This is a genomic window from Nitrosomonas sp. (assembly GCF_019752095.1).
Classification (GTDB): Bacteria; Pseudomonadota; Gammaproteobacteria; order Burkholderiales; family Nitrosomonadaceae; genus Nitrosomonas.
Window position 1 is genome coordinate 25,773 of the sequence record NZ_JAIEMO010000024.1, and the last position, 16,475, is coordinate 42,247.

19 protein-coding genes are annotated in these 16,475 nt (G+C 43.6%); 7 read left to right on the plus strand and 12 right to left on the minus strand.

Annotated features, from left to right (window positions below; translation table 11 throughout):
* Positions 1-32 precede the first annotated feature (32 nt).
* Positions 33-494 (plus strand): hypothetical protein, encoded by a 462-nt coding sequence (locus K2Q13_RS07545; protein WP_292920448.1) that lies wholly within the window; start codon positions 33-35, stop codon positions 492-494.
* Between the two features lie 458 nt (positions 495-952).
* Positions 953-1,417: a hypothetical protein gene (locus K2Q13_RS07550; RefSeq protein WP_292920449.1), complete on the plus strand. Its 465-nt coding sequence runs from the start codon at positions 953-955 to the stop codon at positions 1,415-1,417.
* A 194-nt stretch (positions 1,418-1,611) separates the two neighbouring features.
* On the opposite strand, the gene ubiE is transcribed toward K2Q13_RS07550, so the two are convergent.
* On the minus strand, positions 1,612-2,346 hold the full coding sequence (ubiE, locus tag K2Q13_RS07555; RefSeq protein WP_292920450.1) for a bifunctional demethylmenaquinone methyltransferase/2-methoxy-6-polyprenyl-1,4-benzoquinol methylase UbiE: 735 nt from the start codon (positions 2,344-2,346) through the stop codon (positions 1,612-1,614).
* A gap of 54 nt (positions 2,347-2,400) precedes the next feature.
* A complete protein-coding gene (locus tag K2Q13_RS07560) occupies positions 2,401-2,811 on the minus strand; it encodes a DUF971 domain-containing protein (RefSeq protein WP_292920451.1) in 411 nt (136 codons plus the stop codon).
* 95 nt (positions 2,812-2,906) lie between these two features.
* On the opposite strand from K2Q13_RS07560, the gene phoB reads away from it, so the two are divergent.
* The gene (gene phoB, locus K2Q13_RS07565) at positions 2,907-3,629 is read left to right on the plus strand and encodes a phosphate regulon transcriptional regulator PhoB (RefSeq protein WP_292920452.1); all 723 of its coding nucleotides are present in this window, start codon (positions 2,907-2,909) and stop codon (positions 3,627-3,629) included.
* A 159-nt stretch (positions 3,630-3,788) separates the two neighbouring features.
* Complete coding sequence (phoR, locus tag K2Q13_RS07570; protein ID WP_292920453.1) at positions 3,789-5,096, plus strand: phosphate regulon sensor histidine kinase PhoR; 1,308 nt, start codon at positions 3,789-3,791, stop codon at positions 5,094-5,096.
* 206 nt (positions 5,097-5,302) lie between these two features.
* On the opposite strand, the gene K2Q13_RS07575 is transcribed toward phoR, so the two are convergent.
* Positions 5,303-5,692 (minus strand): hypothetical protein, encoded by a 390-nt coding sequence (locus K2Q13_RS07575; RefSeq protein WP_292920454.1) that lies wholly within the window; start codon positions 5,690-5,692, stop codon positions 5,303-5,305.
* 99 nt (positions 5,693-5,791) lie between these two features.
* Positions 5,792-6,634 carry a prolipoprotein diacylglyceryl transferase gene (gene lgt / locus K2Q13_RS07580; RefSeq protein ID WP_292920455.1) on the minus strand — a complete coding sequence of 281 codons (843 nt, stop codon included), beginning with the start codon at positions 6,632-6,634 and terminating at the stop codon, positions 5,792-5,794.
* 99 nt (positions 6,635-6,733) lie between these two features.
* Between lgt and ilvD the strand changes: the two genes are divergently transcribed.
* The 3 genes from ilvD (at position 6,734) to K2Q13_RS07595 (ending at position 9,460) form a co-directional block, all read left to right on the plus strand.
* Positions 6,734-8,407, plus strand: coding sequence for a dihydroxy-acid dehydratase (gene ilvD / locus K2Q13_RS07585; protein WP_292920456.1), 1,674 nt, complete (start codon positions 6,734-6,736; stop codon positions 8,405-8,407).
* A gap of 238 nt (positions 8,408-8,645) precedes the next feature.
* On the plus strand, positions 8,646-8,957 hold the full coding sequence (locus tag K2Q13_RS07590) for a c-type cytochrome (protein WP_292920457.1): 312 nt from the start codon (positions 8,646-8,648) through the stop codon (positions 8,955-8,957).
* 86 nt (positions 8,958-9,043) lie between these two features.
* Positions 9,044-9,460 carry an OsmC family protein gene (locus K2Q13_RS07595; RefSeq protein WP_292920458.1) on the plus strand — a complete coding sequence of 139 codons (417 nt, stop codon included), beginning with the start codon at positions 9,044-9,046 and terminating at the stop codon, positions 9,458-9,460.
* Between the two features lie 35 nt (positions 9,461-9,495).
* Here K2Q13_RS07595 and lipA read toward each other — a convergent pair whose 3' ends face one another.
* The 8 genes from lipA to rsmI form a co-directional block, all read right to left on the minus strand.
* Positions 9,496-10,440: a lipoyl synthase gene (lipA, locus tag K2Q13_RS07600; protein WP_292920459.1), complete on the minus strand. Its 945-nt coding sequence runs from the start codon at positions 10,438-10,440 to the stop codon at positions 9,496-9,498.
* A gap of 13 nt (positions 10,441-10,453) precedes the next feature.
* Positions 10,454-11,059 carry a lipoyl(octanoyl) transferase LipB gene (gene lipB, locus K2Q13_RS07605; RefSeq protein WP_292920460.1) on the minus strand — a complete coding sequence of 202 codons (606 nt, stop codon included), beginning with the start codon at positions 11,057-11,059 and terminating at the stop codon, positions 10,454-10,456.
* Between the two features lie 56 nt (positions 11,060-11,115).
* Positions 11,116-11,379, minus strand: coding sequence for a DUF493 domain-containing protein (locus K2Q13_RS07610; protein WP_292920495.1), 264 nt, complete (start codon positions 11,377-11,379; stop codon positions 11,116-11,118).
* A gap of 34 nt (positions 11,380-11,413) precedes the next feature.
* Positions 11,414-12,283, minus strand: a complete 870-nt coding sequence (locus K2Q13_RS07615; RefSeq protein ID WP_292920461.1) for a D-amino acid aminotransferase — start codon at positions 12,281-12,283, stop codon at positions 11,414-11,416.
* 31 nt (positions 12,284-12,314) lie between these two features.
* Positions 12,315-13,436, minus strand: coding sequence for a D-alanyl-D-alanine carboxypeptidase family protein (locus K2Q13_RS07620; RefSeq protein ID WP_292920462.1), 1,122 nt, complete (start codon positions 13,434-13,436; stop codon positions 12,315-12,317).
* Positions 13,437-13,718: 282 nt separating this feature from the next.
* Positions 13,719-14,015 (minus strand): hypothetical protein, encoded by a 297-nt coding sequence (locus tag K2Q13_RS07625; RefSeq protein ID WP_292920463.1) that lies wholly within the window; start codon positions 14,013-14,015, stop codon positions 13,719-13,721.
* Between the two features lie 509 nt (positions 14,016-14,524).
* On the minus strand, positions 14,525-15,562 hold the full coding sequence (gene pyrC, locus K2Q13_RS07630; RefSeq protein WP_292920464.1) for a dihydroorotase: 1,038 nt from the start codon (positions 15,560-15,562) through the stop codon (positions 14,525-14,527).
* Between the two features lie 52 nt (positions 15,563-15,614).
* Entirely contained in the window at positions 15,615-16,472 is an 858-nt protein-coding gene (gene rsmI / locus K2Q13_RS07635; protein ID WP_292920465.1) for a 16S rRNA (cytidine(1402)-2'-O)-methyltransferase, read from the minus strand.
* Between the last annotated feature and the right edge of the window lie 3 nt (positions 16,473-16,475).

Here is a 16,475-nt window from a genome sequence, read left to right on the forward strand (position 1 = left end):
TTGTAAGATTATCTTATTTAAGAGGGTTGAAGATGAAATTCTCAAATTTGAAGGGAATATTTGTTTTGGTTTTTGGATTGATGGCATTATATGCAAGCACTGTTTCGGCGCATAACCAAGCGGGCAGCTTTACCACCGGCTTAGCGGCTGCGGTTGACTTTTATCAAGCCACTTGTTTTGACGATGGAAGTGGTGCGCCGTCCTATCTCGAAGCGCAAGTCAAGGATATGACAGCTAGCACCGCCAAAGCCAGCATACTCGTGCATAAAGGAACCAGTTGCACCACCAATCTGTGCGCGCAATTTAGTGTCGATACTACGGATAGCAACACCACCTATAGCCCTTTAGTGACCGTAAAGCAAGGTGCCGGGGTATATAGCATATTCGTGATGCATACTGCAGCAGGCACGGATAGTTATGATGTGGCGCTCCATTGTAAAACCGCAGCCGGTGTACATACGGGTACCAGTGTCGTATCAAGACAGCAGCAATGATGCGTATCTGTTTCAGGGGAATGTTTGTACGTTCTTGAAAATAAGGGCGTTACCGGGTTTGTGCTGCAGATACTCAATCCTAACCACAAACAAAACAGACGGTAACGCTTAAATTTTGGTGTTTTTAAGTAGTGCTGGATTTGCATGAATCATTTGTTCACAGAGTATATGAAAGCAAATTGGGTTTCCAGCCTGAGTCCAGCGTACATCGATTGTTTAGCTGGGAATGGTCATTAGCTTTACGGTATCGAATAACCCCACACAAAGGGTAAGCACATTCTCGCGATTGGCCATGAAGGGTCGATTGGTGCTGGAGCCCTACAAAATTCCGCGTACAGCGATTCAAGATAACGATATCCAATAAACTGCTCGCGGTGTCGGCAGGATTGTAAAGTTATATCAGATGATCACTTGTGTTAAAGAGAGTGGCAAAAAGAATTGTTTATTTAAGGAGGTGTATGATGAAATTCTCAAATTTGAAGGGAATGCTTATTTTAATGTTTGTATTGATGGCACTGAATGTTGGTACAGCTTCGGCGCATAATCAAGCAGGTAGTTTTACCACTGGTTTGGCGGCTGCCGTTGACTATTATCAAGCCACTTGTTTTGACGATGGTAGCGGCGCGCCGTCCTACCTCGAAGCGCAAGTCAAGGATATGACAGCCAGCTCAGCTAAAGTAAGTATACTCATACATAAAGGAACCAGCTGTACCACCAATAAGTGCGCGCAATTTAGAGTCGATAGCGGGGATCGCAACACCACTTACAGTCCCTTAGTGAAAGTTCCACAAGGTTCTGGTGTATATAGCGTATTCGTGATGCATACGGCAGCAGGTACGGATAGTTATGATGTGGCGCTCTACTGTAAAACTTCAAGCGGTGTACATACGGGAACCAGTGTCGTATCGAGACAACAACAATAATGAGCAGCATCTGCTTTAACTAAATTGTTGTAGTTACTTGAAAGTAAGAGTGTTGCCGTGTTCGTTGGTTTCAGTCTGCTGATCACAATCAATCAAACGGTAATGCTCGAGCTTTATGGATATAGCCAAAGTGTGGTTCATGCATTACTTGTATGAGCCATGCTTTTATTGATTGATCTATTTATTGATAGGAGCTAAAACTTATATCCACGATGGAGCGCTACGATGCCTGCAGTCAGATTAAAATATTCCACGCGCTCAAAGCCAACTTGTTCCATGAGCTCTTTTAATTCACCTTGCGAGGGATGCATGCGAATGGATTCTGCTAAATATTGATAGCTTTCCGCGTCATTAGTTATCGCCTTTCCCATGGCCGGCAGTAACTTGAATGAATAGGCATCATAGGCTGGTTGCAGCGGTTTCCAAATTTTGGAGAATTCCAGTACGAGAACAGTTCCGCCTGGTTTTATGACACGTAGCATTTCTTTGAGCGCAATATCCTTATGGGTCATATTTCGCAAACCAAAAGCCACACTGACACAGTTAAAATAATTGTCAGGAAAAGGTAATTTTTCGGCATCACATTGTGCAACCGGAGTCGGTGTACCTTCATCAATCAGGCGGTCACGCCCGATGGAAAGCATGGAATTGTTAATGTCTGTTAGCCATACTTGTCCGGACTTTCCTACTTTTTGTAAAAACAATACGCTTAAATCTCCAGTACCTCCTGCGATATCCAATACCTTGTCACCGGGTTTTATTCCGCTGCTTTCAATGACAAAGCGTTTCCATAACCGGTGCATTCCAACTGACATGAGATCGTTCATTAAATTGTAGCGTTCTGCGACAGAATGAAAAACCTCAGCGACTTTGCCTGCCTTTTCATCTTCTGTAACAGTATTAAAACCAAAATGGGTTGTTTTAGTCATGACATTAATTTGAATTCGATTGGATAAAGCGTATAGGTAATTGTTGAGATTAAGTTATTTGCAGGAATGATTAGATTTTTGAGGTTTAATTTCGTGTTCGCGGCTGGCACCGGCTGCTTCTAAGCGCTGCAAGTAACGTGGCCACATTGTATCCTGATTAAGGCCAAAGTTATACAACAGATCCCATGAATAAAGTCCGGTATTATGACCATCGGTGAAATTGAGTTGTATGGCATAATTACCAACAGGCTCGATTTTGCTGATATTGACCGTCTTCTTGCCGGTTTGTAGTACCTCTTGCCCTGGGCCATGACCACTCACTTCGGCAGAAGGTGAATGAACGCGCAGAAATTCACACGAGAATTGGAAGAATTTGCCATCAGAGAAAGTAACATCCAATATTCTGGATTGCTGATGTAATTTGATTTCAGTCGGATGTGGTGTGTTTTTGGTTAAACCGGCCATGATTATTATTTAATACGATGAGTTAAAGTTAAGGGTATTCAATGGCTCCATTGTAACAAACTGTGCAAACAATTAATCGATGCAGGAGTGCAAGCATGAGCACAAAAATACTGATCGTGGAAGATGAAGCGGCTATTCGTGAGTTAATTGCTTATAATTTGCAGCAAGCCGGGTATGAAAGTATTTGTGCTGAGGATGCGGAGAGGGCAATGGCGATCATTCATGATGCGTTGCCAGATTTGATTTTGTTGGATTGGTTGCTGCCGAATATGACGGGCATAGATTTTGCCAGAGTGCTACGGCGCAATGAACGTACTCGCCTTATTCCGATTATTATGCTGACAGCACGAACCCAGGAAGCGGATAAAGTAGCCGGTCTGGAAATAGGTGCGGATGACTACGTAACAAAGCCTTTCTCGCCGCGTGAATTGATTGCACGAATTAATGCGGTTTTGCGCCGATTAATCCCGGAAGCCTCTGCACAAGTGGTTGAAATCCATGGATTGCGCTTGGATCCAGTCAATCATCGTGTTACAGATGGGAGTAGAGAAATTGCACTGGGGCCTATTGAGTATCGTTTGCTGCATTTTATGATGTCACATACCGAGCGCGTATATTCGCGTAGTCAATTGTTAGATCGAGTATGGGGCGATCACGTATTTGTCGAAGAGCGTACTGTCGATGTGCATATCCGCCGATTGCGGAAAGCCCTACAATGGACCGGTAAAGACAGCTGGATACAAACTGTCAGAGGAGCAGGGTATCGGTTCTCGGCAGTTGCCGTGGTTCCCGCTAATGGTTCAAATAAGAAAAGCTGATAATGTTTGCTGTACATAATGTTACAGTGATGAAACTGATCGGCATAGAATATTGATAAAAATGTATCGGTGTCGTTATGATTCTGCAGATCGAGTAAGCGAATTTTAAAAAATTACAAAATTTTTCAGATAATTGTTTTATTGTAGGATAGTGCTTAAGTGTCTGATATCTGGCAGCGTTCATCAAACATTCTTTTTCTTTTCTTTGTTACAGCGTTACTATGGATGATCTTTGGTGCTGTGAAGGCGCTGATTTTCTTCAGTGTAGTCATGCTATGGGTCGTATTCCATCATATTCGTCACTTGGTCTTGCTCGAGCGCTGGTTGCAGCTTTCTGATCATTCTCCCGCGAGCATACCAGCTGGTTCTGGAGCTTGGGATGATGTGTATGCACATTTGGCGCGCTACGTGCGTGGGCATAGTCAGAGCCAGGAAAGGCTGAGTATTGCCTTAAAGCGTATGCAAAGTGTCACCTCTGCAATGCCCGATGGTATTGTTATTCTCGATATGAGTGATCGCATTGAATGGTGTAACACAGTTGCGGAAAAGCACCTAGGCATCAATCTAGCATTGGATGTCGGTCAGCAGATTACCTATCTGGTGAGGCAGATACCATTTGCTGAATATCTGGCAGCACGCCAATATACTAATCCATTAATTCTAAATCAGATACGATTGTATGGTTTGATTGTTTCTTTGCAGTTGGTGCCTTATGGTTATAACCAGAAGCTTCTGATCAGTCGCGATATTACGCGTTTTGAGAAAATAGAAACGATGCGGCGCGATTTTATTGCTAATGTCTCGCATGAATTGCGCACACCGCTTACTGTTATCAGTGGTTTTCTTGAAACACTATCCGCTGATGATAATGTTAATAGCGGTTTCAATAAGCGTGCCTTGGTATTAATGACAGAGCAGACAACTCGCATGCAGCGGTTAATTGAAGATTTGCTGATTCTGTCACGTCTTGAAAATGAGCAGAATAAGATAAGCGAAAAAACAGTGAATGTGGTTAGTTTGGCGCAAGATCTTTTGCAGGATGCGGAATCCCTGAGTACAGGCCGACATCAAATAAAATTAACTATTGCTTCGCAAGATCAGCTCTTAGGGAGCGAAGAAGAGTTACGCAGTGCTTTTGGCAACTTGATCAGTAATGCGATTCGTTATACCCCAGATGGGGGCGAAATAAATATTAGTTGGGAAAAGCACCATGGTCAAGGATTGTTTGTTGTGCAAGATAGTGGAATCGGGATTGAGCTCGAGCACATTCCGCGCTTGACAGAGCGTTTTTATCGTATTGATAGCAGCCGTTCGAGAGAAACTGGCGGCACAGGACTTGGCTTGGCAATTGTCAAACATGTTTTGAACCGGCATGAAGCGCGTCTTGAAATTGCCAGTCAAGTAGGTAAGGGTAGCCGATTTAATATCTGGTTTCCGGCCAAACGTTTGATTCCGGGAAATGCTTGACCATTTAGCATTTAGTATCTACGCGGTGCACGGGAATTTAATGTGTTTTGTTTAACAAGGCAAGATCTGCGTAAACTCGATTGCTGGCGGCGAGTAGTCGGGCTGAAGGATTTTGGATAGGTTGTCGAATAAAAAACAGCCACCGGTTGTCCGGTGGCTGTCAGTCCTCTATCGGACCCTTTGCAGATCCTTGCGTTGCTACTAAATTATCTGATTGACGATATATTTGGATCGAGATTTACACGGGCTTTGTTGATTGCTGAATTATTATGATCCATTGTTATTTTTTTATGTAGATCCGCATTATTCAGACTTTCTGCCAACACTTCCTCGTATTCGCGAATATTGGCGACTGTATGTGATTTGAATTCTTGGCCTTGTCTGCCATAGTAATAAGGATGTGCTTCGTACTCTTCGAGTGCGGCTTTGTTTTTTTGTAATTTTGCTTCAGTTTCCTTGGCAACATTTTCATAATATTGTGTCAATGCGGCATGATTGTTGTCATCAATACCTTCGACTTCTACCGCGAATACTGGTAATGCTGTTAGGCTAAACGCCAAAACAGAAATTAATATTAAGAATTTTTGTGCTCTCATGATCAGCTCCTCGAGTGGTAGATTGATGGCTGTCATAATAACGGTACTTAATACAACGAGTATATTAGGGTAACCCTGGTTTTTATCTAATGGTTTCCATTAGATGCTATGCTTTTTATTTTTATTGTGTTTTCGTGAGCTGGCACTGGGTTGAGCATTGTTGGTTTGGCGTCGTGACCAAACAATTGCTGCGATTCCTGCCAAAATCATTGGAATCGATAGCCATTGCCCCATCGTCACCCCTAAAGTCAGTACGCCCATGAAGCCATCTTCCGGTTCGCGAAAAAATTCTGCGAATGAACGTAAGATACCGTAGCCAATCATAAATACACCCGTGACCGCACCAGTTGCACGTGGTTTGGCTGAGTAAATCCAGATGAAAATGAACAGTACCGCACCTTCAAGCGCAAATTGATACAATTGGGAAGGATGACGAGGAAGCTCGTCAACATACGGAAAAACCATACCCCATGGAACGTCGGTGGGGCGTCCCCATAATTCACCGTTGATGAAATTGCCAACGCGGCCTGCTGCTAATCCTGGTGGAATTAGTGGGATGATAAAGTCGGTTACTGCGAGCCATGACAATTTATATTTGCGGGCGAGCAATATCATCGCGACGAAGACGCCAAGAAATCCACCATGAAAAGACATGCCGCCTTCCCAAATAGCGAAAATATGTAGCGGATGTTCCAGATAATAGCCGAATTGATAGAACAACACATGCCCTAGTCGTCCGCCCACAACGACACCAAGCATACCGTAAAATAGGGCATCATCGAGCATTTCATAGGTGAAGGTGGTGTGCGGATTGTGTTTGATGCGATACCGCCCAAGCAAAATGAACACCACAAAACCAAGCAAGTACATCAATCCATACCAGTGCACAGAAAGCGGTCCTAGTGAGATGGCAACGGGATCAATTTGCGGGTGAACGAGCATAGTTTCGGCCTTATTTACGGTAAAATATCAAGCATTATACCAATTGCATTGGTATACGCTGTGTCATACATTGTATTTTTATCTTATTCAGGAGCAAGCATGCCAGATAATAAACGTAGTCAGGCTATTACTCAGGGTACGCAACACGCACCCAGTCGTGCCATGTTGCGTGCGGTCGGTTTTAACGATGAGGATTTTAATAAACCGATTGTGGGTATTGCCAATGGCTATTCCACGATTACGCCATGTAATAAAGGGCTGAATGAACTGTCATTACAAGCCGAAGCGGCATTAAAACGGGCAGGCGCCATGCCGCAGATGTTTGGCACTATCACGGTTTCGGACGGAATCTCGATGGGTACGGAAGGCATGAAGTATTCTCTAGTTTCGCGCGAAGTGATTGCCGATTCAATTGAAACCTGCGTACAGGCGGAAAGTATGGATGGTGTGATTGCTATCGGTGGTTGCGATAAAAACATGCCGGGCGCGATGATCGCAATTGCGCGCATGAATGTGCCGGCAATTTTTGTCTATGGTGGTACGATAAAGCCCGGGCATTATAAAAATCAGGATCTGACCATTGTTAGCGTATTTGAAGCGGTGGGGCGGCACAGTGCGCATAAAATTGATGACGAAGAGTTGCTGCAGATTGAGCGTCATGCTTGCCCAGGCGCTGGTTCTTGCGGCGGCATGTTTACCGCCAATACGATGTCATCCGCATTCGAAGCGATGGGTATGAGTTTGCCATATTCTTCTACAATGTCGGCTGAAGACGATGACAAATTAGTCAGTGCTGGACAATCCGCTGAAGTATTGGTTAATGCCATCAAAAAACAAATCCTGCCGCGCGACATCATTACGCGTAAATCAATAGAGAACGCGGTTGCAGTAATTATGGCAGTAGGCGGATCGACTAATGCCATACTGCATTTTTTAGCGATTGCGCACGCGGCTGAAGTCGAATGGAGTATTGATGATTTTGAGCGGATGCGCGGCAGAGTACCTGTGTTATGCGACCTGAAGCCCTCTGGGCGCTATGTGACCGCCGATCTGCACCAGGCGGGCGGAATTCCACAAGTGATGAAAATGTTGCTGGATCATGAGCTGCTGCACGGAGATTGCATCACGATCAACGGGCAGACCATTGCAGAAGTGTTGCAAGCAATTCCAGGCACGCCACGCGTCGATCAGAATGTGATCCGCCAATGGGACGATCCGATGTATGCACAAGGGCATCTCGCTATTTTGAAAGGTAATTTGTCTACTGAAGGGTGCGTCGCGAAAATTTCCGGAATTAAAAATCCGAAAATTACTGGCCCTGCACGCGTATTTGAGTCGGAGGAAACTTGCATGGCAGCAATTCTGGCACGCAAAATTCAACCTGGCGATGTGGTGGTGATTCGTTATGAAGGACCTAAAGGTGGTCCGGGAATGCGCGAAATGCTGTCTCCTACTTCCGCCTTGATCGGTGAAGGTTTGGGTGATTCCGTCGGATTGATTACCGATGGGCGTTTTTCCGGTGGTACTTACGGTATGGTGGTCGGACACGTGGCGCCAGAGGCCTTTGTCGGTGGGACTATTGCGCTGGTGAAGGAAGGAGATTCGATCACCATTGATGCCGAACAGAGACTACTGCAATTGAACGTATCTGATGATGAGCTTGTGCAGCGCCGCGGATCTTGGCAACCACCGCAATCGCTTTATTCGCGCGGGGTGCTGGCCAAATATGCCAAGCTGGTATCTAGTGCCAGCACAGGTGCGATAACAGATTAGTTCTTTGTATTACCGATAATTTTGTTCAAAAGTATAGAGCTGTGCTGGAACTAAACAATTTACCCTGAAGTCTCAGCAAAGCAGTATCATCAGAGTTTGTGGTTGGAGTGGTAAGTGCGTGAGAGAATATAGCAACAGGTGGAATATTAAAAATCACAAACTTACAGGAATTGCTGCAAGTCTGTAAAGTTCGGGTTAGAATATCAACCCATTTATAATTTTATAATAAGGAAGATATATGAAAAAAGTATTAATTGGAGCAGTAGCTGCATCTGCCTTTTTCTTAGCTGGTGTTGCGCAAGCAGATGCCGATCTGGCAAAAAACAGTGGTTGTTTGAATTGCCATAATGTTGATACTAAGCTAGTTGGTCCAAGCCTGAAAGATATTGGCGCTAAATATGCAGGTCAGGATGGTGCGGCTGAAATGCTGGCAGAAAAAATCCTAAAAGGAAGTAATGGTGTCTGGGGTCCAATTCCAATGCCGCCTAATGCTAACGTTAGTCCAGAAAATGCTAAAGTATTAGCTGATTTTATCCTGACACTGAAGTAATAAGCATTCAGAATTCAGAAAAGCCGATGCCTAACAGCGTCGGCTTTTTGTTTGCATAAAATTTTTATTATTGTAGTGGAGTAAAGATGAAAACTGGTATTAAATGGAAAGGCAACGTCAGTTTCCTAGCTGAATCCGCTAGCGGCCATTCGATATTAATGGATGGTGCACCTGAAGCAGGGGGGCAGAATAAGGGGCCACGCCCAATGGAAATGCTGTTGATGGGGTTAGGTGGTTGCACTACATTTGATGTAGTGCTGATTTTGAAAAAAAGCCGTCAGGATATTACCGATTGCGAAGTGGAAATTGAAGCCGAGCGTGCACCTGTTGACCCAAAGGTATTTACTCATATCCATTTGCATTTCATTATTACGGGTCGCAATTTGAATTCACAACAAGTTGAGCGGGCTATTAATTTATCATCTGAGAAATATTGCTCGGCTTCCATCATGCTCAAGCAAACTGTTAAAATAACGCATGATTTCAAGATTATTGATGCCTAGTTATAAATAATAGGTTGTGCTGGAGATTAATACTGTCATAGTAATCCGGATTCATGTGCTTGTTGGTCGGCATGATAGCTGGAACGTACCATTGGCCCACAGGCGGCATGACTAAATCCCAGTGCAAGTGCCGCATGTTCAAATGTTTTGAATCCTTCGGGTGTAACGTAGCGCATGACCGGTAAATGACCGATGCTGGGTTGTAAATATTGACCAATGGTCAGCATTTCCACATTGTGTCTGCGCAAATCGTGTAATACCTCCATGATTTCCTCATCTGTTTCTCCTAGGCCCAGCATTAGACCTGACTTGGTCGGGATGTGAGGAAAATTCGCTTTAAAATCCTTTAGTAATTTTAATGAATTGGCATAATCAGCGCCGGGTCGGCACTGCTTATATAATCTGGGTACGGTTTCGAGGTTATGGTTTAAAACATCGGGTGGGCAAGCCGTGAGTTTTTCCAGAGCAATCCCCAGGCGACCTCTAAAATCAGGAACCAAGGTTTCAATCTTGGTACTAGGTGAGTGAGTACGTATTTCACGGATACAATCGACGAAGTGTTGTGCGCCACCGTCGCGTAAATCGTCACGATCTACACTGGTGATCACCACATATTTCAATCGCATCGCGGCTATCGATTGCGCAAGATGTAACGGTTCACCGGCATCCGGAGGATTGGGTCTGCCGTGCGCAACATCACAGAAAGGGCAGCGGCGTGTACATAGATCGCCTAGAATCATAAAAGTTGCTGTTCCTTTTCCAAAGCATTCGCCAATATTAGGGCATGATGCTTCTTCACAGACCGTATGAAGCTTATGTTCACGCAACAGCCGCTTAACTTCGTAATAGCTTTCACTGTTGGATGAGCGAACGCGAATCCACGAGGGCTTACGCAACAGATCGTTGCGTGATTGCGGAGCTATTTTGACGGGATTGCGCGCGGTTTTGTCAGCGCCTTTCTGCCGGGTGTCAGTGGTCATAATGATAAATTGATTATCCTTTGATAAGTTTTGCTTGTATTTGATTTGCGAGTTTGCTGCTTAATATTTCCAGGTTATCGGTAATGCCCAGATCTTTGGTTTGCGTGACTTGTAAGCCTTGATAGCCGCAGGGATTAATGTAAGAAAATGGAGTCAGATCCATACTTACATTCAAAGCGATACCGTGATAACAGAAGTTTTTCTTGATTTTGAGTCCCAATGAGGCGATTTTAGCATTGCCAACGTACACGCCTGGCGCCTCAATTCGTCCTGTCGCATTAATATGGTAATCTTTCAATAAGTCGATCACAGCGTTTTCCATGTTTCTGACCAGTTCGCGCACGCCGAGTTTTAACCGGCGAATATCCAGCAATAAATAAGCAATAATTTGTCCAGGTCCATGATAGGTGATCTGGCCGCCGCGATCTGATTTAATTACATCAATCCCGTGATTGTTTAATAGATGCTCATCCTTTCCTGCAATGCCTTGAGTAAATGTAGGCGGGTGTTGTAGTAACCAAATTTCGTCACAAGTTTCAGTGGTTCGTGCAGCAGTAAAATCCTTCATGGCTTGCCAGGTCGGTTGATAATCGGATAACCCTAAGGTCCTGACGATCAAGTGTTGTTACTCATGGATGGAAGATGAATGCTGGAATGCTGGTGTCGCATGAGTAGTCATAATACCACTGAGATCATGGAATGTTCGGATAATGCCTGATATAAAGCGTCGAGTTGAGTTCGGGAAGTGGCGCGAATGGTGCAGGTGAGGCTTAAATAGGTGCCATTTCTGCTAGCCTTGACCGCCGTAGTGGCGATATCGAAATCCGGAGCATGGTATTTAACAATAGCCAGTGTTGTTTGAGTAAAACCCTGATGCGCTTTACCCATAATCTTGATTGGAAAATCACAAGGATATTCAATTAATGAAGCTTGTTCTATCATAACTGCAAATCGAAAATAACTTAAATTTAAATCAATTGGTTAAACGAGCTGTGGTGTGCACGCGCATGTGAGTCGTTTTAAATTCTTGATAGAGCGTATGCAATTGCCTGAAAAATTCTCCTGGTTTTCCATCTCCCACAGGCTTATTGTCCAATAAAGTAATTGGCATGATTTCTTTGGTCGATGACGTCAGCAGGATTTCGTCAGCTATCCGTATCTCTATTTCAGAAATTTCCCTGATTTCATGAGGGATTTGATTGGCTGCAGCTAATTCAAGCACTACATCATACGTGATCCCAGGTAACATCAGATTGCTTTTCGGGGGTGCAAGCAACGTTTTGTCTTTTATTATGAAAATGTTGCTTGCAGAACCTTCAGTCAGGAATCCATTTCGAATCAGGATGGTTTCGAGTGCTTGCACATCCACTGCCAATTGCCGCAACAATACGTTGGGTAGCAGAGAAATGGCTTTGACATCGCAGCGGACCCAGCGATTATCATTAGCTGTAACCGCCGATGCACCACTTTTAAGTAATTCTTCTGGTGGCTGCAGCAGCGAATTACTCATAATAAAAACAGTGGGAGGAACATTTGCAGGAAAAGCATGATCACGCTTGGCCACACCGCGAGTGATGTGCAAATAAATATACTGGTCTTCCCCGTCATTATTAGTTATGACCTGCTCCAAAATGTTTCTCCATTCTTCATTACTGAATGGATTCTTTAGGCGTATACCATCCAAGCTGTGTTGTAGACGCATGAGATGTTCGGCGAGCCGGAAAGGTTTTCGTGAATAAACTGGAATAACCTCGTATACTCCGTCCCCGAAAATAAAACCACGATCCAGCACAGGTACAAATGCTTCTTCGATGGGCATAAACTTGCCGTTCAGATATATCATGCGAAATTCTTTTGATAAGTTTAGTTGGAAATCAGTTAAACAACAATTTTACACTATCCCATGCACGGCCCAGGAAACTGGCTGAATCAACTTTTTCCAAGGCGACTAATGGATAAACTTCAACAGTCTTATTGTCGAGTGTAAATTTAACCGTGCCAACTTCTTGACCGAGTTGAACTGGCGCGATCAGAGGTTGTTTATACTCCATGGTGGCTTTAAGCTTGTCAGCCTGACCTTTGGGCAGAGTGAAAAAAACATCACGATCAAATCCGGCTTTCAATTCGTTCTGGGTGCCTTTCCACAAATGGATGGTGGCAAGTGAATCATTTTTTTTGTATAAATGCAGCGTATCGTAAAACTGGAAGCCATAATTGAGTAGGCGCTGACTTTCTATGCTGCGTGCATTGGCTGATTGGGCACCAATGACGACTGAGATTAATCGCCGTTTATCGCGTATCGCCGATGTAATCAGGCAATAGCCGGCAGTTTTAGTCCAACCTGTTTTCATACCATCAACATGCGGGTCAATCCATAGCAACCGATTCCGGTTGGGTTGGGTAATGTTGTTATAGGTATATTCCTTTAATGAGTAAAGCGGGTAAAAATCTGGAAATTCGCGGATGATAGCAGTTGCCAGTAAAGTTAGATCATGTGCAGTTGTATAGTGATTGGAGTCGGGCAATCCCGTCGTGTTAGTGAAATGCGTGTTTTGCATTCCTAAACGCTTTGCTTCCTTATTCATGATAGTCACGAAACTTGCTTCTGAGCCTGCGACGACTTCAGCCAAGGCAATGCAGGCATCATTACCAGACTGAACGATCATTCCGCGGATTAATTCATCTACAGTAACTTGTTTCTTGGGCTCGATAAACATGCGTGAACCAATCATGCGCCAGGCACTCTCTGATACCGGAGCAGTTTGATCCAGTGCAATTTGCCTCTGTTTCAACGCAGAAAACACCACATAAGCAGTCATCAGCTTGGTGAGAGATGCAGGTTCTATGCGTTCGTGTACATTTTGTCCAGCCAATACCTGTCCCGTTTGAAAATCTGACAGCATAAAAGATTTAGCAGCCACGGAAATATCTTGTTGCTGCGCAGATACTGATGAAACAGCAAGGCACGCTAGCAATAACACGAATAAAAGCTTCATATGAATCCGCAAAAAATAAATATTATATCTTGCCATCAGGGAATCTAAAACCTTCCAGTTTTAAAACGCGATAGATGCAAGACTAAAGGACAGTTTTTAGAAATTATCATGGGATCCGTTACATTAGCAACCTGGCATCTTGAGCAATCAACTATAAAGTGAAATTACTGAAAACTTATCATGAATAAAGATAGCAGATTTCTCAATTATTGAAAGCGGATTTTATGTCAATCAAGTACGCAAGTACATGGGGAAGGTGCTGCCAAAAATTAATCTTTTTGATCAACGATGATGTCCTCTTCGATGGTTTCCTCCCCGGTGGTGGTGGCCTCCTCCATTCATGTGTCTGTGAGCGCCGATAAAATGTCTATGCCCTCCATTCACATGCCTATATCCACCGATAAAGTGTCTTTGCGCTCTGATATAGCCGGGACGTATGTAATTGGGTGATTGATACCCGTAACCATATACTGTATTTCGATAATATCCAGAGCCACCATAATAAGGCGTTGCCATACATCCACTGAGAAAAAGTATTCCAATTATTGCCGACAGAATAAGTGTGCTTTTTGCGTTCATGATGCATCTCCAGGTTGAACCAAGGTACAGATTGTTTGTAAAACTATTTTTCATTTAAATTTCATCTGTAATCCTTGGCGCAATACAACAATCTATTTGTTATTTTGGTTTCAATTGTGCAGTCTTTGACCTTAATAGGAGCTGAATACAAATCGATTTTTGTAGGAAGAGCGTTTTGGTTATTGATAGGGATAGAAGCAGCAACGAATCAACACAAAATATTATAAATCAAATGGTTATTTGTTCTCCTTAACGGTAATAATTTGTTGCGGTGATTGTTGATTCGAATGTTTCTGGGCTGAATTTTAGTCAGAGAGCCAATTTATTTCATACCCTTGCTTTGCATGAGTTTTTGCTATAGCTGGACCGATTGCTAACAATGAGGGGTGTAGTAACTTGCTGGGAGTGGTAACAACTTCCTTGGTTTTCACGATACGGCAGAGATTATTGATATTGATTCTCCAGAATATCCAGGCTCGCTGAGATTACACAAAAATATTTCCTGATAGCTATGTCGTTTTCCAAGTTAAGTTTTCCCCGGCATAAAGAGGGATCAATTTCTCATTTGCGAATCCGAATTCCTTCGGAACAATCCAGTGTTCTTTTTTTAACGTGATACGGCAGCTGTTACGTGGTAACTGATAAAAATCAGCACCGTAAAAACTGGCAAAAGCTTCTAATTTATCAAGCGCACCAGCTTGTTCGAATGCTGTTGCGTACAATTCAATAGCAGCATGGGCTGTGAATATCCCGGCGCAACCACAGGCGTTTTCTTTATTCGTTTGTGCGTGCGGCGCACTGTCAGTGCCAAGGAAAAATTTCGGATTGCCGCTGGTGGCTGCGTTCAATAATGCTTGACGATGAGTTTCGCGCTTCAAGATAGGTAAGCAGTAGTAATGAGGGCGAATGGCACCTTGAAAAATCGCATTACGATTCAACAATAAGTGATGCGCCGTAATCGTGGCGGCAATCGATTTGGATGCCTCTTTTACAAACATTACCGCATCCCGTGTTGTGATATGCTCAAATACGATGCGTAAGTTTGGAAAACGTTGTGTTAGAGGAGCCAATATCCGATCGATAAAAACTTTTTCTCTATCAAATACATCTACATTAGTATCTGTTACTTCGCCATGCACCAGCAACGGCAGATTATTTTGCTCCATTGTTTCCAATGTGGTATAGCACTTGGTAATATCGGTTACTCCGGCATCCGAATTTGTCGTTGCGCCAGCCGGATACAGTTTTATGCCTTGTACCGCTTTACTCTCTTTTGCCCGAATGATTTCTGAGGGGGATGTATTATCAGTCAAATACAGAGTCATCAGCGGATTAAAACTGGCATACGATGTCTCAGGTAAAGCAGCCAAGATCCGTGCACGATAAGCCAAAGCCATATCCGTTGTTACAATTGGCGGTTTAAGGTTGGGCATGATAATTGCGCGCGCAAACTGCCTTGCCGTATGCGGCAGCACAAAGCGCAGTTGCTCGCCGTCTCGCAAATGCAAGTGCCAATCATCTGGACGGGTAATAGTTATGCTGGTCAAGGTTTATCAGCCATCAATATAAGAACTGAATTATAGCGTAAGCGCTATTATGCTATTCGGGATATCCTGCAGTTTTTAATGCTAGCGCCAGTTGATAGAGCGAATTCTTGTTTTCACCTGTGATCTCTGTTGTCAGTTTAACTGCTTGTTTTAACGGCAGTTCAAGCAGTAAGCATTTTAATGTGTGCTGTGCTTGTTCACTGATTTCGGATTTATCCATAGTTTTTGCACCCGACAACATTAAAACAAACTCGCCTTTTTGCTGATTGCTGTCTCCCTGTAGCCAGGAATAAACTTCTTCCAAAGTACCCTTATGGATAGTTTCAAATAATTTAGTCAATTCCCGGGCAATGGTAAGGTCACGCTGAGTACCATAAACTTCCATCATGTCGATTATGCATTCCAGAATCCGATGAGGTGCCTCATAAAATATTAAAGTGCACCGCTGTGGCTTTAATTCGATTAGCGCGCGCTTACGCAATCCAGTTTTAGTCGGTAAGAAACCATAAAATAAGAAATGTGGATCTGTAATACCACTGGCTGATAGGGCGCAAATTGCTGCATTCGCACCGGGAATGGGAATAATCGAATATCCATGCGCACGTATGCGTTGAACTAGAATTGCGCCTGGATCGGAAATGCCAGGGGTGCCTGCATCAGTTACTAAAGCAACATTTTTTCCGCTATTTAATAGTGCTAAGATCTTATTGGAAACAATTGCTTCATTGTGTTGATGTAGACTAATAAGTCTGGTGGAAATTGAGTGTGCTGCAAATAAATGCCCGGAAACTTGTGTATGCTCAGCGGCAACGACATCTACTTTTGCCAGAATATCTAAGGCACGTAAGCTGATATCGTTTAAATTTCCTATTGGTGTGGCAACCACATATAATGCATTTTTACTCAGCATAAT